Annotated in this window: 20 protein-coding genes; 6 read left to right on the forward strand and 14 right to left on the reverse strand. The window is 66.1% G+C overall.

What is annotated here, in order from left to right; all coding sequences use genetic code 11:
- Window positions 1–80 precede the first annotated feature (80 nt).
- From atpD to M2299_RS18675, 8 genes are all read right to left on the reverse strand, one after another.
- Window positions 81–1,487: a F0F1 ATP synthase subunit beta gene (gene atpD, locus M2299_RS18640; protein WP_025877357.1), complete on the reverse strand. Its 1,407-nt coding sequence runs from the start codon at window positions 1,485–1,487 to the stop codon at window positions 81–83.
- A 38-nt stretch (window positions 1,488–1,525) separates the two neighbouring features.
- Entirely contained in the window at window positions 1,526–2,389 is an 864-nt protein-coding gene (gene atpG, locus M2299_RS18645) for a F0F1 ATP synthase subunit gamma (protein ID WP_025877359.1), read from the reverse strand.
- Window positions 2,390–2,484: 95 nt separating this feature from the next.
- Complete coding sequence (gene atpA, locus M2299_RS18650) at window positions 2,485–4,032, reverse strand: F0F1 ATP synthase subunit alpha (protein WP_025877361.1); 1,548 nt, start codon at window positions 4,030–4,032, stop codon at window positions 2,485–2,487.
- A gap of 44 nt (window positions 4,033–4,076) precedes the next feature.
- Window positions 4,077–4,604, reverse strand: coding sequence for a F0F1 ATP synthase subunit delta (locus tag M2299_RS18655; protein WP_025877363.1), 528 nt, complete (start codon window positions 4,602–4,604; stop codon window positions 4,077–4,079).
- Window positions 4,605–4,606: 2 nt separating this feature from the next.
- Entirely contained in the window at window positions 4,607–5,077 is a 471-nt protein-coding gene (locus tag M2299_RS18660; protein WP_025877365.1) for a F0F1 ATP synthase subunit B, read from the reverse strand.
- 114 nt (window positions 5,078–5,191) lie between these two features.
- Window positions 5,192–5,494, reverse strand: a complete 303-nt coding sequence (gene atpE / locus M2299_RS18665) for a F0F1 ATP synthase subunit C (RefSeq protein ID WP_025877367.1) — start codon at window positions 5,492–5,494, stop codon at window positions 5,192–5,194.
- Window positions 5,495–5,558: 64 nt separating this feature from the next.
- Window positions 5,559–6,347, reverse strand: coding sequence for a F0F1 ATP synthase subunit A (atpB, locus tag M2299_RS18670; RefSeq protein ID WP_025877369.1), 789 nt, complete (start codon window positions 6,345–6,347; stop codon window positions 5,559–5,561).
- A gap of 31 nt (window positions 6,348–6,378) precedes the next feature.
- Entirely contained in the window at window positions 6,379–6,711 is a 333-nt protein-coding gene (locus tag M2299_RS18675) for a hypothetical protein (protein ID WP_032952006.1), read from the reverse strand.
- A 496-nt stretch (window positions 6,712–7,207) separates the two neighbouring features.
- Here M2299_RS18675 and M2299_RS18680 point away from each other — a divergent pair, with 496 nt between their 5' ends.
- Window positions 7,208–8,026, forward strand: coding sequence for a hypothetical protein (locus tag M2299_RS18680; protein WP_025877373.1), 819 nt, complete (start codon window positions 7,208–7,210; stop codon window positions 8,024–8,026).
- Window positions 8,027–8,489: 463 nt separating this feature from the next.
- On the opposite strand, the gene lpdA is transcribed toward M2299_RS18680, so the two are convergent.
- The 3 genes from lpdA to M2299_RS18695 all read right to left on the reverse strand — a co-directional run bounded on the left by lpdA (window position 8,490) and on the right by M2299_RS18695 (window position 12,819).
- A complete protein-coding gene (lpdA, locus tag M2299_RS18685) occupies window positions 8,490–10,298 on the reverse strand; it encodes a dihydrolipoyl dehydrogenase (protein ID WP_280884804.1) in 1,809 nt (602 codons plus the stop codon).
- Between the two features lie 107 nt (window positions 10,299–10,405).
- Entirely contained in the window at window positions 10,406–12,136 is a 1,731-nt protein-coding gene (gene aceF / locus M2299_RS18690) for a dihydrolipoyllysine-residue acetyltransferase (protein ID WP_280884805.1), read from the reverse strand.
- A 113-nt stretch (window positions 12,137–12,249) separates the two neighbouring features.
- A complete protein-coding gene (locus M2299_RS18695; RefSeq protein WP_025877378.1) occupies window positions 12,250–12,819 on the reverse strand; it encodes a DNA-deoxyinosine glycosylase in 570 nt (189 codons plus the stop codon).
- A gap of 186 nt (window positions 12,820–13,005) precedes the next feature.
- On the opposite strand from M2299_RS18695, the gene M2299_RS18700 reads away from it, so the two are divergent.
- The 3 genes from M2299_RS18700 (at window position 13,006) to glpK (ending at window position 16,807) form a co-directional block, all read left to right on the forward strand.
- Window positions 13,006–13,641: an OmpW family outer membrane protein gene (locus M2299_RS18700; protein WP_025877381.1), complete on the forward strand. Its 636-nt coding sequence runs from the start codon at window positions 13,006–13,008 to the stop codon at window positions 13,639–13,641.
- A gap of 120 nt (window positions 13,642–13,761) precedes the next feature.
- On the forward strand, window positions 13,762–15,246 hold the full coding sequence (gene glpD, locus M2299_RS18705; protein WP_280884806.1) for a glycerol-3-phosphate dehydrogenase: 1,485 nt from the start codon (window positions 13,762–13,764) through the stop codon (window positions 15,244–15,246).
- A gap of 61 nt (window positions 15,247–15,307) precedes the next feature.
- Window positions 15,308–16,807, forward strand: coding sequence for a glycerol kinase GlpK (gene glpK / locus M2299_RS18710; protein WP_280884807.1), 1,500 nt, complete (start codon window positions 15,308–15,310; stop codon window positions 16,805–16,807).
- A 71-nt stretch (window positions 16,808–16,878) separates the two neighbouring features.
- On the opposite strand, the gene M2299_RS18715 is transcribed toward glpK, so the two are convergent.
- Both M2299_RS18715 and M2299_RS18720 read right to left on the reverse strand, forming a co-directional pair.
- Window positions 16,879–17,673, reverse strand: coding sequence for a MetQ/NlpA family ABC transporter substrate-binding protein (locus tag M2299_RS18715; protein ID WP_032976575.1), 795 nt, complete (start codon window positions 17,671–17,673; stop codon window positions 16,879–16,881).
- Between the two features lie 26 nt (window positions 17,674–17,699).
- Entirely contained in the window at window positions 17,700–18,671 is a 972-nt protein-coding gene (locus M2299_RS18720; RefSeq protein WP_025877388.1) for a YafY family protein, read from the reverse strand.
- Window positions 18,672–18,752: 81 nt separating this feature from the next.
- Here M2299_RS18720 and M2299_RS18725 point away from each other — a divergent pair, with 81 nt between their 5' ends.
- Window positions 18,753–19,355: a hypothetical protein gene (locus M2299_RS18725; RefSeq protein WP_280884808.1), complete on the forward strand. Its 603-nt coding sequence runs from the start codon at window positions 18,753–18,755 to the stop codon at window positions 19,353–19,355.
- Window positions 19,356–19,462: 107 nt separating this feature from the next.
- Window positions 19,463–20,239, forward strand: coding sequence for a DUF481 domain-containing protein (locus tag M2299_RS18730; protein WP_025877391.1), 777 nt, complete (start codon window positions 19,463–19,465; stop codon window positions 20,237–20,239).
- Between the two features lie 71 nt (window positions 20,240–20,310).
- Here M2299_RS18730 and hemC read toward each other — a convergent pair whose 3' ends face one another.
- On the reverse strand, window positions 20,311–21,222 hold the full coding sequence (gene hemC / locus M2299_RS18735; RefSeq protein WP_025877394.1) for a hydroxymethylbilane synthase: 912 nt from the start codon (window positions 21,220–21,222) through the stop codon (window positions 20,311–20,313).
- Between the last annotated feature and the right edge of the window lie 180 nt (window positions 21,223–21,402).

Consider the following 21,402-nt stretch of genomic DNA (forward strand, 5'->3'; position numbering starts at 1 on the left):
CACCGCAGGGATTCCGCAGCGGTGGGCGCAGGCCCACCCCGTGTCACGGTCGGGACGGGCGTGTGCCCGTCCCCGCCGCATCAGGCCTTCTCGGCCATCTTCTTGGCCTTCTCGACCGCTTCTTCGATGCTGCCGACCATGTAGAACGCCTGCTCCGGCAGGTGGTCGTACTCGCCATCGACGATGGCCTTGAAGCCACGGATGGTGTCCTTCAGCGACACGTACTTGCCCGGCGAGCCGGTGAACACTTCGGCCACGTGGAACGGCTGGCTGAAGAAGCGCTCGATCTTGCGGGCGCGCGACACGGCCTGCTTGTCTTCTTCGGACAGTTCGTCCATGCCCAGGATGGCGATGATGTCCTTCAGTTCCTTGTACTTCTGCAGGGTCTGCTGGACGCGCTGGGCGGTGTCGTAGTGCTCGTGGCCGATGACCAGCGGGTCCATCTGGCGGCTGGTGGAGTCCAGCGGATCGACCGCCGGGTAGATACCCAGCGAAGCGATCGAACGCGACAGGGTCACGGTCGAGTCAAGGTGGGCGAAGGTGGTCGCCGGCGACGGATCGGTCAAGTCATCGGCCGGCACGTAGACGGCCTGGATCGAGGTGATCGAACCATTCTTGGTCGAGGTGATGCGCTCCTGCAGGACGCCCATTTCCTCGGCCAGGGTCGGCTGGTAACCCACTGCCGACGGCATACGACCCAGCAGTGCCGACACTTCGGTACCGGCCAGGGTGTAGCGGTAGATGTTGTCGACGAACAGCAGCACGTCCTTGCCCTTGCCGTTCTCGTCCTTCTCGTCGCGGAAGTACTCGGCCATGGTCAGGCCGGTCAGGGCGACGCGCAGACGGTTGCCCGGCGGCTCGTTCATCTGGCCGTACACCATCGCGACCTTGTCCAGGACGTTGGAGTCCTTCATCTCGTGGTAGAAGTCGTTGCCCTCACGGGTACGCTCACCCACGCCGGCGAACACGGACAGACCGCTGTGCGCCTTGGCGATGTTGTTGATCAGTTCCATCATGTTGACGGTCTTGCCGACGCCGGCGCCGCCGAACAGGCCGACCTTGCCGCCCTTGGCGAACGGGCACATCAGGTCGATGACCTTGATGCCGGTTTCCAGCAGCTCGGTGGCCGGGGACTGGTCTTCATACGACGGAGCAGCGCGATGGATTTCCCAGGTGTCGCTGGAGGCGACCGGACCGGCTTCGTCGATCGGGCGGCCGAGCACGTCCATGATGCGGCCCAGGGTGCCAGCGCCGACCGGCACGGAGATGCCGCGGCCGGTGTTGGTGGCCACCAGGTTGCGCTTCAGGCCATCGGTGGAGCCCAGCGCGATGCAGCGGACCACGCCGTCACCGAGCTGCTGCTGCACTTCCAGGGTGATTTCGGTGTTGTCCACCTTCAGCGCGTGGTACACCTTCGGCACCGACTCGCGGGGGAATTCGACGTCGACGACGGCGCCGATGATCTGAACGATCTTGCCCTGACTCATTGCTGCATCCTCTAAATGTGTGCTTTTAACGAACGCGGTCAGACTGCTGCCGCGCCGCCGACGATTTCGGAGATTTCCTGGGTGATCGCTGCCTGGCGGGCCTTGTTGTAGACCAGCTGCAGGGTTCCGATCAGCTTGTTGGCGTTGTCACTGGCCGACTTCATCGCCACCATGCGCGCGGCATGCTCGGAAGCGACGTTTTCCAGCAGCGCCTGGTACACCAGCGACTCGATGTAACGCGTCATCACGTGCTCGAGCACGGTCGCGGCATCGGGTTCGTACAGGTAGTCCCAGTCGTGGTGCGCAACCTGCTTCTCAGCGGCCGGCAGCGGCAGCAGCTGATCGAAGCTGGCCTTCTGCGTCATCGTGTTGACGAAGCGGTTGTAGACCAGGTACACGCGGTCGACCTTGCCTTCGGTGAAGGCGTCGAGCATGACTTTGATCACACCGATCAGCGACTCCAGCTTCGGCGTGTCGCCGATGTGGGTCACCGTGCCGACCATGTTCACCTTGACCCGGCGGAAGAAGGTCGATGCCTTCTGGCCGATGGTCACCAGGTCCACTTCGGCGCCCTTGTCCTGCCAGGCTTTGGCTTCGCCAAGCATCCTGCGGAACAGGTTGTTGTTGAGGCCGCCGGCCAGACCGCGATCGGAGGAGATCACGATGAAACCGACCCGCTTGACCTGCTCACGCTCGACCAGGAACGGATGCTGGTAGTCGGTGCTGGCCTGCGCCAGGTGGCCGATCACCTGCTTCATCGCCTGCGCGTACGGACGCGAGGTCTTCATCCGATCCTGCGCCTTGCGGATCTTGGAGGCCGAGACCATTTCCAGGGCGCGCGTCACCTTGCGGGTGTTCTGCACGCTCTTGATCTTGGTTTTGATTTCGCGTCCGCTTGCCATCTTTTATTCCCGTGGCGCGGGGCCGGGGCCCCGCGTTGTTCAACCGTTTGATCGTCTGGTCCAGCGGAGCATCGCTCCGCTCTACAGGACCTCGATTACCAGCTGCCGGTGGTCTTGAACTCGACGATGCCCTTCTTGAAGGCACCTTCGATGTCGTTGTCCCAACCGCCGGTGGCGTTGACCTTGCCGATCAGTTCGCCCTGGGTGTTGGCGAAATGCGCGTGCAGGCCTTCTTCGAACGCCAGCAGCTTGCTGACCGGCACGTCGTCGAGGTAGCCCTCGTTGACGGCGTAGATCGACAGCGCCTGGTTGGCGATCGACATCGGCGCGTACTGCTTCTGCTTCATCAGCTCGGTGACGCGCTGGCCGCGCTCAAGCTGCTTGCGGGTGGCTTCGTCCAGGTCCGAGGCGAACTGCGCGAACGCAGCCAGCTCGCGGTACTGGGCCAGCGAGATACGGATGCCGCCGGACAGCTTCTTGATGATCTTGGTCTGCGCCGAACCACCGACGCGCGACACCGAGATACCGGCGTTCACGGCCGGGCGGATGCCGGCGTTGAACAGATCGGTTTCCAGGAAGATCTGGCCGTCGGTGATCGAGATCACGTTGGTCGGAACGAACGCGGAAACGTCGCCGGCCTGGGTCTCGATGATCGGCAGCGCGGTCAGCGAACCGGTCTTGCCGGTCACCGCACCGTTGGTGAACTTCTCGACGTACTCTTCGGACACGCGGGCAGCGCGCTCGAGCAGACGGGAGTGCAGGTAGAACACGTCACCCGGGTAGGCTTCACGGCCCGGCGGGCGCTTCAGCAGCAGCGAGATCTGGCGGTAGGCCACGGCCTGCTTGGACAGATCGTCGTACACGATCAGCGCGTCTTCGCCGCGGTCCATGAAGTACTCGCCCATGGTGCAGCCCGAGTAGGCGCTGATGTACTGCATCGCGGCCGATTCGGACGCGGTGGCAGCCACCACGATGGTGTGCGCCAGGGCGCCGTTCTCTTCCAGCTTGCGCACGATGTTGGCAACGGTCGAAGCCTTCTGGCCGATCGCTACGTACACGCACTTGATGCCGGTACCCTTCTGGTTGATCACCGCATCGATGGCCAGTGCGGTCTTGCCGGTCTGGCGGTCACCGATGACCAGCTCGCGCTGGCCACGGCCGATCGGGATCATCGAGTCGACCGACTTGTAACCGGTCTGCACCGGCTGGTCGACCGACTTGCGCCAGATCACGCCCGGAGCAACGCGCTCCACCGGAGCGGTCAGCTGGGTGGCCAGCGGCCCCTTGCCGTCGATCGGCTCGCCGAGCGCGTTGACGACGCGGCCCAGCAGTTCCGGACCGACCGGCACTTCCAGGATGCGGCCGGTGGTCTTGGCGACGTCACCTTCGCGCACGTTCTCGTAGCCACCCAGGACCACGGCGCCGACCGAGTCGCGCTCCAGGTTCAGGGCCAGGGCAAAGGTGTTGTTCGGCAGTTCGATCATTTCGCCCTGCATCACGTCGGCCAGACCGAAGATGCGCACGATGCCGTCGGACACGCTGGTCACGGTGCCTTCGTTGCGCGATTCCGCGGCCAGCTTGACCTTCTCGATGCGGTTCTTGATCAGTTCGCTGATTTCGGAGGGGTTGAGCGTGGTTGCCATCGTCAAGTCCTAGTGCCGGCAGCGGGGCCGGACGTTAAATGAATTCAGTTAGCGAGCGCGGTCTGCAGACGGGCCAGCTTGCCCTTCAGCGAACCATCGATGACCACGTCGCCGGCGTCGATCACAGCGCCGCCGATCAGCGAGGCGTCGACCGCGGTGGCCACTTCGACCTCGCGGTTGAAGCGCTTGCGCAGCGCGGCCTTGATCGCGTCCAGCTCGGCAACCGACAGCTCGGCCGCGGAGGTCACCGTGGCCTTGACCACGTGCTCGGCCTCGGCGCGCAGGGCGTCGAACATGCCGGCGATCTCCGGCAGCAGCGGCAGACGATGCGACTCGGCAAGCACAGCCAGGAAGCGCGAGTAGGTCTCGCCGCGGGACTCCGGCGCCAGCAGGGCGATGGCGTCATCGCGACCCAGCTCCGGGTTGGCGAGCAGGGCCGCCACGCGCGGGTCGGCGGCGACGTGGGCGGAGAACGCCAAAGCGTCCGACCACGGCGCGAACGCGCCTTCGTCACGCGCGGTCGCGAAGGCGGCGCGGGCGTACGGGCGGGCAAGCGTGAGGGCCTGGCTCATCCTTAAATCTCCGAGGCCAGCTCGTCGAGCAGCGCCTTGTGGGCGTTGGCGTCGATTTCGCGCTTGAGCAGCTTTTCGGCACCGGTCACGGCCAGCGCGGACACCTGCTTGCGCAGATCTTCACGGGCACGGTTGGCGGCGGCGTCGATTTCGGCCTGGGCCAGGTCCTTCTGACGGGTGGCTTCGGCAACAGCTTCGTTGCGGGCCGCGTCGACGATCTGGTTGGCACGCGCGTGGGCCTGGTCGATGATCTCGTTGGCCTTGGTGCGGGCTTCCTTCAGCGCTTCATTGACCTTGTCCTGCGCCTGGGCCAGATCTTTCTGGCTGCGGTCGGCAGCAGCGAGGCCTTCAGCGATCTTCTGCTGGCGCTCTTCGATCGCGTTCATCAGCGGCGGCCAGATCTTGGTCGCGATGAGCCAGATCAGGGCGGCAAAGGCCAGGGCCTGGGCGATGAGGGTAAAACCGATATCCATGGGGTTCGCTCAGTCGGTTGTGACGGGATGGATGCGCCGCCACACGGGCGGCGCCTCCGAACCTTCATCCGCGACCAGGCGCCTGCGGCGCCCGGTCGTTTCACTTTCGCTGGATCAGCCAGCGATTGCCGGCAGGCGCGAGACGAACTCGCCGACCAGCGGGTTGGCGAAGGCGAACAGCAGGCCCACGGCGACCGAGATGATGAAGGCGGCGTCGATCAGGCCGGCGGTGATGAACATGCGGACCTGCAGGACCGGGATCAGTTCCGGCTGGCGCGCGGCCGACTCCAGGAACTTACCGGCCATGATGGCCAGACCCAGACCGGCGCCCAGCGCGGCCAGGCCGATCATGATGCCGACGGCGAGGACGGTGGAGCTCTGAACTTGGGCGAGATTGGTCAGGACGGCGAAGTACATGGTTTTCTCCAGGAACTTGATTGCTAAGGGTTTAGAAACAAACGGATGAAGGGTGAAGCGAAACTCAGTGAGCGTCTTCCGACAGGCTCAGGTACACGATGGACAGCATCATGAAGATGAAGGCCTGCAGCGGGATCACCAGCAGGTGGAACAGCATCCAGCCGAAGCCGGCGAACGCGCCTGCAAACATGCCGGCGATACCTGCACCGCCCAGCACCCAGATCAGCAGGAACACGATTTCACCGCCGAACATGTTGCCGAACAGTCGCATCGCCAGCGAAATCGGCTTGCTCAGCCACTCGACGATGTTCAGGATCAGGTTGAACGGCATCATCCACTTGCCGAACGGTGCGGTCAGGAATTCCTTGGTGAAACCACCAATACCCTTGGCGCGCAACGCGAAGAACAGCATCAGGAAGAACACGCTGATCGACATGCCCAGGGTGGCATTGACGTCGGCGGTGGGGACCGGCTTCCAGTACGGCACGCCCATCAGTTCGAGCGGCTTGGCGATGAAGTCGGCCGGGATCATCTTGATGAGGTTCATCAGGAGGATCCAGAAGAAGATCGTGATCGCGATCGGGGTCACCAGCTTGCTGGTGCCGTGATAGGTGTCCTTGGCCTGGCGGTCAACGAACTCCAGGCAGATCTCGACGAATGCCTGCCACTTGCCCGGCACGCCGGAGGTGGCCTTGCGGGTCGCCATCCAGAAGGCGACGACCATCACCAGGCCCATCAGCAGCGAGGTTACCAGCGTGTCCACGTGGATCGCCCACGGGGTGCCATGACCTGCCGTCAGATTGTGCAGGTGATGCTGGATGTAGGAGGTGGGTGTAAGCGCCTCGCCTGCCATGTGTCCGGAACCTTAAGTTAAATGAATTCGATTAGCGCCTGGCCATGGCCAGGACCTGGAACATCAGCCCGACGGCGATACCGGCCAACAGCGCCAGTGCAGGCAGCTTGAAGACCAGGAACCCCACCATCAGGACACCAAAAACGAGCGCCCACTTGGCCACGATCGCAACGATCAGGCGTGCCATGGCCGAACCGGCCCCCAGCGCACCACCACCCAGCGCCATCCGTGCCGCCACCCAACCACCGGCCGAAACCGCCACACCGGATGCCAGGGCACCAAGGGCATACTTCGGCCCCACCAGCAGGAAGGCCAGAGCCAGGACAGCCACCGCGGCCAGCGGGTAGACCGCGGCGCGCAGCATCAGTCGCCGACCCGTTTCTACGGAGTTCAGCACAGGACGTCCCGCGTGGTTACAAGTGGATGGCTGAGGCGACTACAGCAGGGGGGCCTCATCGAGCCGCCAAATTATAGCAATGGGACAATTTGCGAGACAACCGCTGCCTGTTCATATCGGAACAGCGCAAGTTGCGGTAAGGGCTGCGGTTTTGCAGCCCACCACGGGGACAATGCCATCTGCGCGATGTTGCGGTGCAACGCATTGAACTTTGGTCGCAGGCGGCGGAACTTTCCGCCGACGGCCGTGGTCCCATCTTCCGACCTGCCTGCAGCTACCTCGTCGACGCTTCGCCTGCAGGTCCCCACGATGGCCCCGAAGCGCCGCTCCGGGGCCATCTTTTCGCGGGGCGCTGACAGCGCTGAACCGTCCACATCGCGTGGACCATACCTTCACGAATGGTGGACAGCGACGTCCGGCAAAGTGGCCTTCATTCCGATGAACCACTGCAAGGACTCTTTCGATGCGCTCCGTCCCCACCCTGCTCGCCCTCTCGCTTCTCGCCGCCGGCGCGTCGTTCGCCTCCTCCGCCCATGCCGCCGAAGGCGATGACCGCTTCGCCCTGCGCCTGGGTGCGATGAACATCGACTCGGACAACACCCTGCGTGGCAACACCAATGTCGCCGGCCAGGACATCGGCTTCTCCGAGGACTTCAAGCTGGGCGGCAAGGAATGGGAACCGCGCATCGACGGCATGTTCCGCATCAGCAACCGCCAGCGCCTGCTGTTCAACTACTTCAAGTACGACAAGGACCGCCGCGAGACGCTTGGCCAGGACATTTCCTTCGGCAACGTCAACGTGCCGGCCGACAGCTTCGTCAAGGCCGAACTGAAGTACCAGGTGGCCAGCCTGGTGTATGACTACTCGGTGGTGGACACCGAGAAGTTCGACCTCGGCCTGCAGCTGGGTGCCGAGTACGCCAAGGTCAGCACCAAGGGCTACGCCGATCTGGGCACGGTGTATGAAGGCCAGTTCCTGGACGAGAAGACCGACGGTGTGGCGCCGGTAGTCGGTGCACGCCTGAGCTTCACCCCGTCCGAAAAGTGGATGATCACCCTGCAGGGCCAGTACCTCAACACGCGCTGGGGCAGCTTCGACGACTACAAGGGTGACCTCAGCCGCGCCAACGCGATCGTCGATTACCGCTTCACCCAGAACTTCGGCGTGTTCGCCGGCTACGACTGGTTCAAGCTGGATGCGGACAAGAAGGGCAGCGACGGCACCATCGGCCTGAAGCAGGAATTCAAGGGCCCGGTGGCGGGTATCAGCGTCACCTTCTAAACCCTGCTCCCCTTCCACAGCATTCTCTCTCCTGGCGCGGCCTCCGGAACATCGGGGGCCGCGTTTTTTCTTTGCATCGTCGAGTAGAAGCGGGTTGGTCGAGCGCTGGAGGGAGAGGGGGCGGGGTGCGAATGTCCCCCGGCGCCGGCCTGCGGCCGTCACCTCCTCCTTTACTTCGCACCCCGCCCCCTCTCCCTCCGCGTGTCAGGCATCCAGGCAGCCGCTGCGGTGGTTGTGGCTCCGCTTTCCGCAAGCCGAGCCGCTGCGCGGGCGGCAGGCGTTTCGACAAAGTAAAGGAGGAGGCGAGCGCCGAAGGCGGGCGACGGGGGACATTTGTCGAAATGCCTGCCGCCCGCGCAGCGGCCCGAACGCTCGCAGTGAGCATGATCGAAGACTCGCGCAGACGACCAACAAAAAACCCGGCTTGCGCCGGGTTTTCCGTTTCGCCGGGCATGGCCCGGCGCTACTTCTTTTTAGGAAGATACAGATCGGTGATCGTGCCGTCGTAGATTTCCGAGGCCATCGCCACCGACTCGCTCAGCGTCGGATGCGCATGGATGGTGTGGCCGATATCCTCGGCCTCGGCACCCATCTCGATCGCCAGGCCGATCTCGGCCAGCAGGTCACCGGCGTGCACGCCGACGATCGCGCCGCCGATGATGCGGTGGCTGTCCTCGTCGAAGATCAGCTTGGTGAAGCCCTCGGTGCGACCGATGCCGATCGCGCGGCCGCTGGCGGCCCACGGGAACTTGGCCACGCCAACCTTCAGGCCCTTGGCCTTGGCTTCGGTCTCGGTGACGCCAACCCAGGCGATTTCCGGGTTGGTGTAGGCCACCGACGGAATCACCCGCGCGACCCACTCCTTCTTGTGCCCGGCAGCCACTTCGGCCGCCAGCTTGCCCTCGTGCGTGGCCTTGTGGGCCAGCATCGGGTTGCCGACGATGTCGCCGATGGCAAAAATGTGCGGCACGTTGGTGCGCATCTGCCGGTCGACCGGAATGAAGCCACGATCGGTCACCTGCACGCCGGCCTTTTCAGCATCGATCTTCTTGCCGTTCGGCGAGCGACCCACGGCCACCAGCACGCGGTCGAAGGTGCCCTGCGCCAACGCAGGCGCCTGGCCTTCCTCGGCGGCTTCGAAGGTCACGGTGATGCCCTTGGCATCGGCGGTGACGCCCGAGGCCTTGGTCTTCAGGTGCACTTCGATGCCCTGCTTCTTCAGGCGATCGGCCAACGGCTTGACCAGGTCCTTGTCGGCGCCCGGCATCAGCTGGTCCATGAACTCGACCACGGTGACTTTGCTGCCCAGCGCGCCATACACGGTGGCCATTTCCAGGCCGATGATGCCACCACCGACGACCAGCAGCGAACCCGGCACTTCGGCCAGTTCCAGTGCGTCGGTGGAGTCCATCACGCGCTTGTCGTCCCACGGGAAGTTCGGCAGCTTCACCGCCTGCGAACCGGCGGCGATGATGCACTTCTGGAAGCGCAGCAACTGGGTGCTGCCGTCTTCAGCGGTGATCAGCAGCTCGTTGGCCGACACGAACTTACCAACGCCCTGCACATTGCGGACCTTGCGCTGCTTGGCCATGCCGGCCAGGCCCTTGGTCAGCTGGTTGACGACCTTTTCCTTGTACTGGCGCAGCTTGTCCAGGGTGATGGTCGGCTTGCCGAACTCGACGCCGAAATCACCGGCATGGGCGACTTCGTCGATCACCGCAGCGGCGTGCAGCAGTGCCTTGGACGGGATGCAGCCCACGTTGAGGCAGACGCCGCCGAGGCTGGCGTAGCGTTCGACCAGCACCGTATCCAGGCCGACGTCGGCGGCGCGGAAGGCGGCGGTGTAGCCGCCCGGGCCCGAGCCCAGCACGACCATTTCGCACTCGATGTCGGCGGCCTTGCCACTGGCCAGTGCCGGCTTCGGTGCTTCGGGCTCGGCGGGGGCGCGGTGCGACGGCGTCACCGGCGGCTTGCTGGCCGGGGCGGCGGCCGCCGGGGCCGGCGCAGCGGCCTTGGCCAGCGCTTCAGCGGCGCCTTCGGTCTCCAGCAGCACGACGACCGCGCCTTCGGACAGCGTGTCGCCCAGCTTGACCTTGATTTCCTTGACCACGCCGGCTGCCGAGGACGGCACTTCCAGGGTCGCCTTGTCCGACTCCAGGGTCACCAGACCCTGGTCTTTCTTCACCGTATCGCCAACGGCGACCAGCACTTCGATCACCGGCACATCGCTGTAATCGCCGATGTCGGGAACCTTGATTTCAATCGTGGCCATGGTGGGTTTTCCTCGTGCCCGACCGGCGTGGCCGGCGGGCTGTCACTGCGTTTCGACAGGCGGCCGCGCCAGGGGCAGCGGCCGCACGGTGGGGGCGAAGCGGTGCCTTACAGCAGCACGCGGCGCATGTCGGCCAGCACCTGCGAGAGGTACGTGGTGAAGCGTGCGGCCAGGGCGCCATCGATGACGCGGTGGTCGTAGCTCAGCGACAGCGGCAGCATCAGCTTCGGAGCGAACTCCTTGCCGTTCCAGACCGGCTGGATGGACGACTTGGAGACGCCGAGGATGGCCACTTCCGGCGCATTGACGATCGGGGTGAACGCGGTGCCGCCGATGCCGCCCAGCGAGCTGATCGAGAAGCAACCGCCGCTCATGTCGGCCGGGCCCAGCTTGCCGTCACGCGCCTTCTTGGCCAGCTCGCCGGTTTCCTGCGCGATCTGCACCACGCCCTTCTTGTCGACATCGCGGATGACCGGAACGACCAGGCCGTTCGGGGTATCGGCAGCGAAGCCGATGTTGAAGTACTTCTTCAGGGTCAGGTTCTCGCCGCTGGCATCGAGCGAGGCGTTGAACTCCGGGAACTTCTTCAGCGCCGAGGCGCTGGCCTTGATCAGGAAGGCGAGCATGGTCAGCTTGATGCCGGCCTTCTCGTTCTCCTTGTTCAGCGCCACGCGCAGGCCTTCCAGGTCGGTGATGTCGGCCTGCTCGAACTGGGTGACGTGCGGGATCATCGCCCAGTTGCGGGCCAGGTTCGCACCGGAGATCTTCTTGATGCGCGACAGCGGCTGCACTTCAACGTCGCCGAACTTGCTGAAATCAACCTTCGGCCACGGCAGCAGGTTGAGGCCACCGCCGGCAGCCACGGTGCCACCGGCAGCTGCCGGAGCGCCGCCGCTGAGCGCGGCCTTGACGAACTTCTGCACGTCGGCCTTGGTGATGCGGCCGCCCTTCTCGCTGCCACTGACCTGCAGCAGGTCGACACCGAGCTCACGGGCAAACACGCGCACCACCGGCGATGCGTAGGGCACCTTGGCCGGCAGCACGCCATCGGCATTGAACTGCACCGGCGGGCTGGTCGGCGCGCCGGCCGAGGGGGCGCTGGCGATCTCGCGGGCGGCCAGCTTGTCCGGCTGGGCCGGCACGGCGACCGGCTCGACCTTGGTGGCGGTCTCGGCGGCGGCCGGGGCAGCAGCGGCGGCAGCCTTGCCCGGGGCCGGGGCGGCAGCGCCTTCGGCTTCGATGATGGCGACCACGTTGCCCTGCGACAGGTTGTCGCCGACCTTGACCTTGATCTCCTTGACCACGCCGGCGACCGACGACGGCACTTCCATGGTGGCCTTGTCGCTTTCCAGCGTGACCAGGCCCTGGTCCTTCTTCACCGTATCGCCCACGGCGACCAGCACTTCGATGACCGGAATGCCGCTGTAATCGCCGATATCCGGCACCAGGGCTTCCACCGCGCCGCCGCTGGCAGCAGGGGCGGCAGCAGCGGCCGGAGCGGGAGCCGCCTGGGTGGCAGCGGCCGGAGCAGCGGCCTTGGCCGGTGCGGGTGCAGCGGCGGGTGCAACAGCAGCGGCCGGCTGGGCAGCCTCGCCGTCGGCCACTTCGATCAGTGCCACGACCTTGCCTTCGGACAGGCTGTCGCCCAGCTTGACCTTGATTTCCTTGACCACGCCGGCCACCGAGGACGGCACCTCCATGGTCGCTTTATCGCTTTCCAGCGTGACCAGGCCCTGGTCCTTCTTCACCGTATCGCCGACGGCAACAAGCACCTCGATTACCGGGATATCGCTGTAGTCACCGATATCGGGGACACGTGCTTCCTTGATTTCGGCCATGGGGAGAACTCCGGCAATCTGGTGTAGGGAAACGTCTATTGTGCGGCCAGCGGGAGCCAGCGCCAACCGTTACAGGTGTTTTCAGTACGCACGCAGCCGGGACACGCTGTTGCTCATGGCCCGCCGGCGCTTCCAGTCGGTAGCGTATTGTCCTGCCGATGTCCGCTTGATGTCGCCAGTGCGACGGCCACCGGCTGCCAGGCCTGGCGCAGGCGCGGCAAGGACCACGCTGCGTTGGCCGGACTGGTGGACGGCAGCGCCAGCACCTTGGCCGACGTGGCCAGCTGCGGCTGCACCCAGCGCTGGAAGGCCTGCATGGCCGCGCCACCGTTGCAGCCGATCAGCTGCAGGTCAGGCAGTGCGGCGATCAGTGCCGGAAGTGCATTGGCCACTTCCGTGCCACGCACGATGTCCGCATCCAGGCTTCCGCGTCGTTCGCAGCGGCCGATCACATCCCACAGGCCGACACCATTGGCTGCCAGCGCCTGCAGTCGCTGCGCGTACGGCATTGCCGGGTCGAAGCCGCACAGATCGCCGAGCAATGGCCAGAAGCGATTGCGCGGGTGCGCGTAGTAATGCTGTGCCTGCAACGAAGCGATACCGGGCATTGAACCCAGCAGCAACACCCGGCAATCCGCGTTCACCTGCGCAGGCAGGCCGATGCACAACGTTGCAGCGCTCACATCTTCTCCAACTGCATGAATATTCCAGGAGGGCAGAAACCGCATGGAAACAGGGATTTCGCGCTGTTCGCTGAACAGTGCGAACTAATTTTTAACGCGCGTCGGATTCGATTCATGTTGGGGCGACTACGGTGTGCTCGCCCCGCAACCGGGGGCCCAAAACAAGAAACATTAGGAGATTCCCCCATGCGCTCCATCCGTATCCTGAGCCTCGCCCTGCTGACCTCCGCCGCGTTTGCACCGGCTGCCTTCGCGCAGGACAGCAGCACCACCGATACCGCCTCGGGCAAGCATTTTGCCGTGGTTGGCGGCGTCTCGCTGCTGCAGCCGAAGAATGACCCGATCGACGGCATCAAGAAGGTCGATGGCGGCCCGGCACCGACCGTCAGCTTCAGCTACTACATCAACGACAACTGGGCCGTTGAACTGTGGGGCGCTGCAGACAAGTTCGACCACAAGGTGAAGGGCCCGGGCAATGCCCGCCTCGGCAACGTCGAGCAGCAGCCGGTCGCGCTGAGCGGCCAGTACCACTTCGGCCAGGCTGACAACGTGTTCCGTCCGTTCGTGGGCGTGGGCTACTTCCAGTCGGCCTTCAGCAATGAAACCCTGGCCGACGGCAGCGACTCCGACATCCGCCTGAAGGACGCCAAGGGCGTGATCGGCACCGTCGGTGTGGACATGAACATCAACTCGACCTGGTTCGCCCGTGCCGACGCCCGCTACATGCGTTCGCGTCCGGACGTGAAGGTCGGCGGCGAGAAGATCGGCGAAGCGAAGATGGATCCGTGGACCGTCGGCTTCGGCATCGGCGCCCGCTTCTAAGCGCTTCTGCGTCTTTGTTGTACCGCGACGGGCCCTTCGGGGCCCGTCGTCGTTTCCGTCACCCGGGTTCTGTAGAGTCGACTGACAGTCGGATCTACACAGACGGGATGCGGAGGCGCGATGCACGAGGTCGACCTGCTGGTGATCGGCGGTGGCATCAACGGCGCCGGTATCGCCCGTGATGCCAGCGGCCGCGGCCTGAAGGTGCTGCTGTGCGAACAGCACGACCTGGCAGCACACACCTCCAGCGCCAGCAGCAAGCTGATCCATGGCGGCCTGCGCTACCTGGAACAGGGCGAGTTCGGCCTGGTACGCAAGGCGCTGGGCGAGCGCGAGGTGGTGCGTCGGCAGGCGCCGTTCCTGGTGCGGCCGCTGTGCTTCGTGCTTCCCTGGCAGCCGCACCTGCGCCCGCGCTGGATGCTGCGGCTCGGGCTCTGGCTGTACGACCATCTGGGCCGGCGCAGTCCCGCCTTTCCTGCGTCGCGCGCCGTGGATCTGCACGCCGATCCACTCGGCGCGCTGCTGTCGCCACAGCTGCAGCACGCCTTCAGCTACGCCGACGCGCAGGTGGATGATGCGCGGCTGGTCATTCTCAACGCGCTCGATGCTGCGCAGCGGGGTGCATGCATCCTGACCGGCACGCGCTGCGTGGACCTGCAACGCGGGCACGGACGCTGGCACGGCGTACTGGAAAACGCCGCAGGCCATCAGCAGACCGTGCAGGCACAGGCGGTGGTCAACGCCGCAGGCCCCTGGGCCGGCGGTCTGCTGGAGCGCATGCACGCCCGCAGCGGCGGACCTGCGCTGCGCCTGGTCCAGGGCAGCCACATCGTGCTGCGCCGCGCCTGGCCGAACGACCGCGCCTGCCTGCTGCAGCAGCCCGACGGCCGCGTGGTGTTCCTGCTGCCCTTCCACGACCATCTGCTCATCGGCACCACCGACACCGACTATCGCGGAGACCCCGCACGCTGCAGTGTGCTGCCCGCTGAAGTGGACTACCTGTGCAGCGCTGCCAACGGCTACCTGCGCGATCCGGTCGCACCTGCCGAGGTGGTCTGGCAGTTTGCCGGCGTGCGCCCGTTGCTGGCCGACCCGGACCCGCGCGCGGCGAAACTGAGCCGTGACTATCGCCTGCAACTGGACGCCGAAGGTGCGCCTGCGCTGCACGTGCTGGGCGGCAAGCTGACCACGTACCGGGTGCTGGCCGAGGAGGCACTGGACCTGCTGCGCTCCTATCTGCCGCACGCCGGCCCCGCCTGGACGGCGGCGGGCGAGCCGCTGCCCGGCAGCGACTGGGGCGATGCCGGGCAGGCACGTGAACAGCTTCGGCACCAGGCCCCCTGGCTGCCGGAGGCCACGCTGCGGCGCTGGGCCAGCGCCTATGGCAGTCGCAGCATCGATCTGCTGCACGGCGCACGCAGCCTGTTCGATCTGGGCGAAGACTTTGGCGCGGGCCTGCACGCACGCGAGGTGGCGTTCCTGTGCGACCACGAGTGGGCCCGCAGCGCCGAGGATGTACTGTGGCGGCGGAGCAAGCTGGGGCTGCAGATGGACGCGGCACAGGCGGCACGGCTGCAGGCCTGGATGGATTCACGTCGCCGGTAATGCCGCGCGGCCCGGCGCCACCGATGCATTACGATCCCAACATCGCCACCGGAGACGCTGCATGACGCCCCGCTACGTGCTGGCCATCGACCAGGGAACCACCAGTTCGCGCGCGATCCTGTTCGATCGCGCCGGCGACATCGTCGGCAGCGCGCAGCGCGAGTTCGCCCAGTTGTTTCCACAGCCGGGCTGGGTCGAGCATGACCCGCGCGAGATCCTGACCAGCGTCTATGCCACGATCACCGAACTGCTCAGCCGCGAACAGATCGATCCCCGCCACATCGCCGCACTGGGCATCACCAACCAGCGCGAAACCACCGTGGTCTGGGACCGTGCCAGCGGCCAGCCGATCCACAACGCCATCGTCTGGCAGTCGCGGCAGAGCCAGGCGATCTGCGAGCGGCTGAAGTCCGGCGGCCACGAAGCGCTGATCCGCGAGCGTACCGGCCTGCTGATCGATGCCTATTTCTCGGCCACCAAGATCCGCTGGATCCTCGACCACGTGGAAGGCGCGCAGCAGCGGGCCGAACGTGGCGAGCTGCTGTTCGGCACCATCGACAGCTGGCTGGTGTGGAATCTCAGCGGCGGCCAGGCGCACGTGACCGACTACAGCAACGCCGCGCGTACGCTGCTGTTCAACATCCACACCCTGGAATGGGACGAGGACCTGCTGGCCCTGCTGGACATTCCGCGTGCGATGCTGCCGCAGGTGCGCGATTCCAGTTCGGTATACGCGCACACGCGCCCGCAGTTCTTCTTCGACCATCCGATCCCGATTGCCGGCATCGCCGGCGACCAGCAGGCCGCGCTGTTCGGCCAGGCCTGCTTCCAGCCAGGCATGGTCAAGAACACCTATGGCACCGGCTGCTTCATGCTGATGCACACCGGCACGCAGGCCGTGCGCTCGCGCAATGGCCTGCTAACCACCATTGCCTGGGGCCTGGAGGGAAAGGTGGAATACGCGCTGGAGGGGTCGATCTTCATCGCCGGCTCGGTGGTGCAGTGGCTGCGCGATGGGCTGCGCATGATCGATCGCGCTGCTGACAGCCAGGCCTTGGCCGCACAGGTGCCGGACAGCGCGGGGGTATATCTGGTACCGGCTTTCGTCGGCCTGGGTGCACCGTACTGGCGCAGCGACGTGCGCGGTGCGATGTTCGGCCTGACCCGTGGCACCGGCAAGGCCCACTTCGTGCGCGCGGCGCTGGAGGCGATGGCCTACCAGACCCGCGACGTTCTGGATGCGATGCAGTCCGATGCGGGCATCTCGCTCAGTGAACTGCGCGCCGATGGCGGCGCGATCGGAAACGACTTCCTCGCCGGCTTCCAGGCCGACATCCTCGGCGTCCCCCTGCTGCGACCGCGGGTGACCGAGACCACCGCGCTGGGTGCGGCCTACCTGGCCGGGCTGGCGGTCGGCTTCTGGGAGAGCCGCGAACAGATCGCGGCACAGTGGGGGCTGGATCGCCGCTTCGAACCGCAGATGGCGGTGGCCCGGCGCGAGAAACTCTACGCCGGGTGGCAGCAGGCCGTGGCCGCCACCCTCGCCTTCCACGTCGATTGAGGGCGGTAGCGGGGGGGGGCCCCCCCCCCCCCACCCCCCCCCGGGGGGGGGGGCCCCGGCGCTACCCAACATCAGAACGCCGGCAGCACCGCGCCCTTGTACTTGGTCTCGATGAAGGCCTTCACCTGCGGGCCGGTCAGCGCCTTGGCCAGCTTCTGCACGCGGGCGTCGTCCTTGTTGTCCGGGCGGGCGACCAGGAAGTTCACGTAGGGCGAGTCCTTGCTCTCGATCGCCAGCGCGTCCTTGGTCGGGTTGAGGCCGGCATCCAGCGCATAGTTGGTGTTGATCAGGGCCAGATCGACCTGGTCGAGCACGCGCGGCAGCATCGCCGAATCCAGCTCGCGGAACTTCAGGTTCTTCGGGTTGGAGACGATGTCGCGCTGGGTGGCCAGCGCATTGGTCGGGTCCTTCAGCTCGATCACGCCGGCCTTGTGCAGCAGGATCAGCGCGCGGCTGTTGTTGCTGGGGTCGTTGGGGATCACCACATCGGCCCCTTCACGCAGTTCGGCCAGCGACTTGATCTTGCGCGAGTACGCACCGAACGGCTCGATGTGCACGCCCACCACCTTGGTCAGGTCGGTCTTGCGATCACGGTTGTAGGCGTCCAGGTACGGTTCGGTCTGGAAGTAGTTGGCATCCACCTGCTTCTGCACCAGCTGGTCGTTGGGCTGCACGTAGTCGTTGAACACGCGCACGTCCAGCTCCACGCCTTCCTGCTTGAGGATCGGCTTGACCACTTCCAGGATCTCGGCGTGCGGCACGGCGGTGGCGGCCACCACCAGCTTCTGCGAAGGCTCACCGGACTTGCCGCAGGCGGTCAGGGCCAGCGCAGCGGCGAACAGGGGCAGCAACAGGGTCTTCTTCATGGGCGCAATCGATCTCGGGGGAGGTGTCAGGATTTTTCGTAGTTGGTCAGGGCCAGTTCCAGCAGTGCCTTGGCCTGCTCGCGCAGCATCATCGGCTCGACGATCTCGGCATCGGACCCGTAATGCAACACGTCCATCAACAGTTCGCGCGACACGCTGTAGGGCACTTTCAGTTCGTAGCGGCCATCGGCGAGGAAGCGTCCCTGCTGCTTGGAGTGCCAGTGCTCGTCGGCCACCCAGCGCGCGGCCTTGGCACTGAACAGGATGGTTGCCCAGCCCTTGGGCGCACCGGAGAAGATGCCGTAGCTGGCGCCGAGCTGCTCGTCCAGTTCGCTGTCGGCGACATCGCGGGCGGTGCTGTCGATCACCCGTGCCTTGTAGATGCGGTCCACCGCAAAGCTGCGCAGGGCCTCGCGATCATGGTCCCAGCCGTCCAGGTACCAGTTGTCGCGGTAATGGGTCAGCCGTTGCGGCGATACGGTGCGCTTGGTCGCTTCGTCGGTCGAGCGGGCGCGGTACTCGAAGCCCAGCTGCTTGCGCTCCAGCACCGCCGAGGCCACCGAACGGAAGCTGGCTTCGTCGAACTTGCGGCCACGGTGCGGAATCACCCGCACCCGATCCACCGGCCAGCTGGAAACACCGGCCTGCGCGGCCAGCAGGCTCTCGATGCGCTGCTGCAGCGGCGCCAGCACCGAAGACAGCACGCCGCCGCCGGTACGGGCCAGCAGGTGCTGCGAGGCCAGCAGGGCGTGCAGCTCCTCCGAGCTCAGCCACAGGCCGGGCAGCTCGAAGCGGTCGCTCTCGTCGGCCAGGTAGCGGAAGCCGGCCTCGCCATCGCCCTCGATCGGCGCCATCAGCGCATCACGCAGGAACGCCAGGTCGCGGTAGACGGTGGCCCGGGAGCAACCGAGCTTGTCCTGCAGGGTCGCCACCGTCACCGGATAGCGTGCGGACTTGAGCAGACGATGCAGGGCGGTGATGCGTTCGTATCGGTCCATGCCCCCGATTATGTCCGAGTCTCGGGCGTTGTGGCGGACGATTGGGCTATCGTGGGCGCCCCCTGCCCCGTGGAGCGCCCGATGCGCCGGTTGTCTGCCCTGCCCCTGCTGGCCTGCCTGCTGCTGGCCGCCTGCGACCGCGCACCGGCGCCCACCGACGCTGCGACGCCCGTCCCCGCTGCCGATCCGGCGCAGGCGGTGCTGTCTGCCAGCCAGCGCTTTGCCGCCCTGCGCAGCTTCCATGCCGAGCTGGAGGTGCTGGGCGCGCAGCAGCCGGTGCGTACCGCGATGGACTTCGTCGCCCCGGACCGGTTCCGGGTACAGACCCCTGCCGGACCACAGGTGATCATCGGCGACACCATGTTCCTGCAGGCCGACGATGCGATCCGCCAGGTGCCGACCCCGCCGGGGCTGCTGGAGCAATGGCGCAGCCCGCTGCCCGCCGATATCCCTGCACAGGCCCTGCAGGCCGAAGACCTGGGCGAGCAGACGCTGGACGGCGTCAGCACCCGCCACTACCGCCTGCGTGGCGCCACGGCCGGCGAGCGCCTGGAGTACTGGGTGGATGCGCAGGGCCTGCCGCGGCAGATCGTGCGCAGCGGCCACAGCAACGGCAAGCCCTTCCAGCTGCGGCTGCGGTACTCGCGCTTCAACGATCCTGCCCTGCAGGTCGACCTGCCCTGAATGGGCCTGGCCGACAACGCCTGCTGAAGCAGGCGGGACGGGCGATTCGGACGGTCATCACGCTTCCAGTATCATCACCGGCTGCCAACCGCTTCGGAGAAGCCTCGATGTCCCTGCGCGTGTCCCTGCTGGTCCCCTTGCTGCTCTGCGCCCCGCTGGCGTATGCGCAGGATGCCTCCGAACTGGCGGCGATGTCCTCGCCGTGGAGCGGCAGTGGTGGCGAACTCGGCTTCGCGTCGGCACGTGGCAACAGCAGCACCGAGAGCTTCAACGGCCGCCTGCGCCTGCGCTACACCGATGGCGACTGGGTGCACAGCATGGACCTGTTCGGCCTGCGCTCCAGCTCCAAGGTGACCGAAACCAGCGACGACGGCACCACCACGCGCCGCAACAACACCACCGCCAACCGCTACACCGGCAGTGCAGGCAGCGCGCTGCAGCTGGGCGAACATCGCCAGCTGACGGCCACGGTACGTACCGAGCGTGATGACTTCGCCACCTACGACCGGCAGAGCTCGTTCGGTCTGGGTTACGGCACCCGGCTGTGGAACACCGAGCGTTTCTCGTTCGATGCGCAGATCGGCCCCGGTGTGCGCCGCACCCACAGCACCGAGGACGACCGCACCCGCACCGGCCTGATCGGTCGCGGCCTGTTCGACCTGAAGTACTCGCTGACCGACAACACCGACCTGATCAACACGCTGCTGGTCGAATCGGGTTCGTACAACACCTTCGGCCAGAACGATTTCGGTGTCTCGGTGAGCATGAACGAGCACCTGGCGCTGAAGGCCGGCTGGCAGGCGCGTTACAACAGCGACGTCGCCGAGGACAAGCGCAAGACCGATACGCTGACCACGATGAACGTGGTCTACAAGTTCAAATAAGCGAAACGGGCGCCTGGCGCCCGTTCTGCTTTTGGTAGTACCGGCCGCCGGCCGGCACTACCTGCGGTGGCTCAGACGTTCAACAGCTCGCCAGCACCCGCATCCAGCAGCATCTTCGCCACGCGCTGGCCCAGCACTTCCGGGTCGCTGGCCGGGCCCACGGCGTCGGCACGCACCGCGCGGCCGTCACTGGCGCTGCCGACCAGCCCCTGCAGGTGCAGGTCCTGGCCCTGCCACTGCGCGATCGCCGCCACCGGCACATGGCAGCTGCCATGCAGCGCGCGGTTCATCGCCCGCTCCGCTTCCACACAGGCGCGCGTGGCGGCGTCATCCAGACCAGCAAACAGCGCCATCAGCGCGGCATTGCCGCCATCGCACTCCACCGCCACTGCACCCTGTGCTGGTGCCGGCAACCACTGCGGCGGCTGCAGGCGGGCGACGATGCGATTGCCCAGGCCCAGCCGTTCCAGCCCGGCCACGGCCAGCACGATGGCGTCGTAGCCGCCGTTGTCGAGCTTGGCCAGACGGGTGTTGACGTTGCCGCGCAGGTCCAGCAGCTCCAGGTCCGGGCGCAGCGCACGCAGCTGGGCCTGGCGGCGCAGTGACGAGGTACCGACGCGCGCACCGATCGGCAGTGCATCCAGCGAGGCATACAGGTTGGAGACGAAACCATCGGCCGGATCGTGGCGGGTCAGCATTGCCGGCAGCGCGAACGGCGCATCCAGTTCCATCGGCACATCCTTCAACGAGTGCACCGCGCAGTCGGCCTCGCCACGCAGCATGGCCAGTTCCAGTTCCTTGAGGAACAGGCCCTTGCCACCGATGGCCGCCAGCGAGCGGTCAAGCACTTCATCGCCGCGGGTGCTCATCGGCACCAGTTCCACGTGCAGATCGGGATGCGCCTGGCGCAGGCGGTCGGCGACGTGTTCGCTCTGCCAGAGGGCGAGCGGGCTCTTGCGGGTGGCGATGCGGACGGTTTCCATCCGGGCATTATCGCGCCTATCGGCGGGATACGGCCAACGGCGGAGCCCCTCGTGGCTGGTGTGGTCGTGCGAGCAACAGCTGTGCTTGGCCGGGCGGGGTGGGTGCGCGGGGGACGCCGTAAACCCATCCCTGGGGGCTTGGCCGCGGCATCCATGCCGCGGACACCCCCGCGCACCCAC

It is taken from the genome of Stenotrophomonas sp. 1278, from assembly GCF_029892765.1.
Classification (GTDB): domain Bacteria; phylum Pseudomonadota; class Gammaproteobacteria; order Xanthomonadales; family Xanthomonadaceae; genus Stenotrophomonas; species Stenotrophomonas indicatrix.

Excerpts from the sequence above, each read along its gene's own strand:
- atpD (WP_025877357.1), bottom strand. The coding sequence starts at position 1,487 with ATGAGTCAGGGCAAGATCGTTCAGATCATCGGCGCCGTCGTCGACGTC.
- atpG (WP_025877359.1), bottom strand. The coding sequence starts at position 2,389 with ATGGCAAGCGGACGCGAAATCAAAACCAAGATCAAGAGCGTGCAGAAC.
- atpA (WP_025877361.1), bottom strand. The coding sequence starts at position 4,032 with ATGGCAACCACGCTCAACCCCTCCGAAATCAGCGAACTGATCAAGAAC.
- M2299_RS18655 (WP_025877363.1), bottom strand. The coding sequence starts at position 4,604 with ATGAGCCAGGCCCTCACGCTTGCCCGCCCGTACGCCCGCGCCGCCTTC.
- M2299_RS18660 (WP_025877365.1), bottom strand. The coding sequence starts at position 5,077 with ATGGATATCGGTTTTACCCTCATCGCCCAGGCCCTGGCCTTTGCCGCC.
- atpE (WP_025877367.1), bottom strand. The coding sequence starts at position 5,494 with ATGTACTTCGCCGTCCTGACCAATCTCGCCCAAGTTCAGAGCTCCACC.
- atpB (WP_025877369.1), bottom strand. The coding sequence starts at position 6,347 with ATGGCAGGCGAGGCGCTTACACCCACCTCCTACATCCAGCATCACCTG.
- M2299_RS18675 (WP_032952006.1), bottom strand. The coding sequence starts at position 6,711 with ATGCTGCGCGCCGCGGTCTACCCGCTGGCCGCGGTGGCTGTCCTGGCT.
- M2299_RS18680 (WP_025877373.1), top strand. The coding sequence starts at position 7,208 with ATGCGCTCCGTCCCCACCCTGCTCGCCCTCTCGCTTCTCGCCGCCGGC.
- lpdA (WP_280884804.1), bottom strand. The coding sequence starts at position 10,298 with ATGGCCACGATTGAAATCAAGGTTCCCGACATCGGCGATTACAGCGAT.
- aceF (WP_280884805.1), bottom strand. The coding sequence starts at position 12,136 with ATGGCCGAAATCAAGGAAGCACGTGTCCCCGATATCGGTGACTACAGC.
- M2299_RS18700 (WP_025877381.1), top strand. The coding sequence starts at position 13,006 with ATGCGCTCCATCCGTATCCTGAGCCTCGCCCTGCTGACCTCCGCCGCG.
- glpD (WP_280884806.1), top strand. The coding sequence starts at position 13,762 with ATGCACGAGGTCGACCTGCTGGTGATCGGCGGTGGCATCAACGGCGCC.
- glpK (WP_280884807.1), top strand. The coding sequence starts at position 15,308 with ATGACGCCCCGCTACGTGCTGGCCATCGACCAGGGAACCACCAGTTCG.
- M2299_RS18715 (WP_032976575.1), bottom strand. The coding sequence starts at position 17,673 with ATGAAGAAGACCCTGTTGCTGCCCCTGTTCGCCGCTGCGCTGGCCCTG.
- M2299_RS18720 (WP_025877388.1), bottom strand. The coding sequence starts at position 18,671 with ATGGACCGATACGAACGCATCACCGCCCTGCATCGTCTGCTCAAGTCC.
- M2299_RS18725 (WP_280884808.1), top strand. The coding sequence starts at position 18,753 with ATGCGCCGGTTGTCTGCCCTGCCCCTGCTGGCCTGCCTGCTGCTGGCC.
- M2299_RS18730 (WP_025877391.1), top strand. The coding sequence starts at position 19,463 with ATGTCCCTGCGCGTGTCCCTGCTGGTCCCCTTGCTGCTCTGCGCCCCG.
- hemC (WP_025877394.1), bottom strand. The coding sequence starts at position 21,222 with ATGGAAACCGTCCGCATCGCCACCCGCAAGAGCCCGCTCGCCCTCTGG.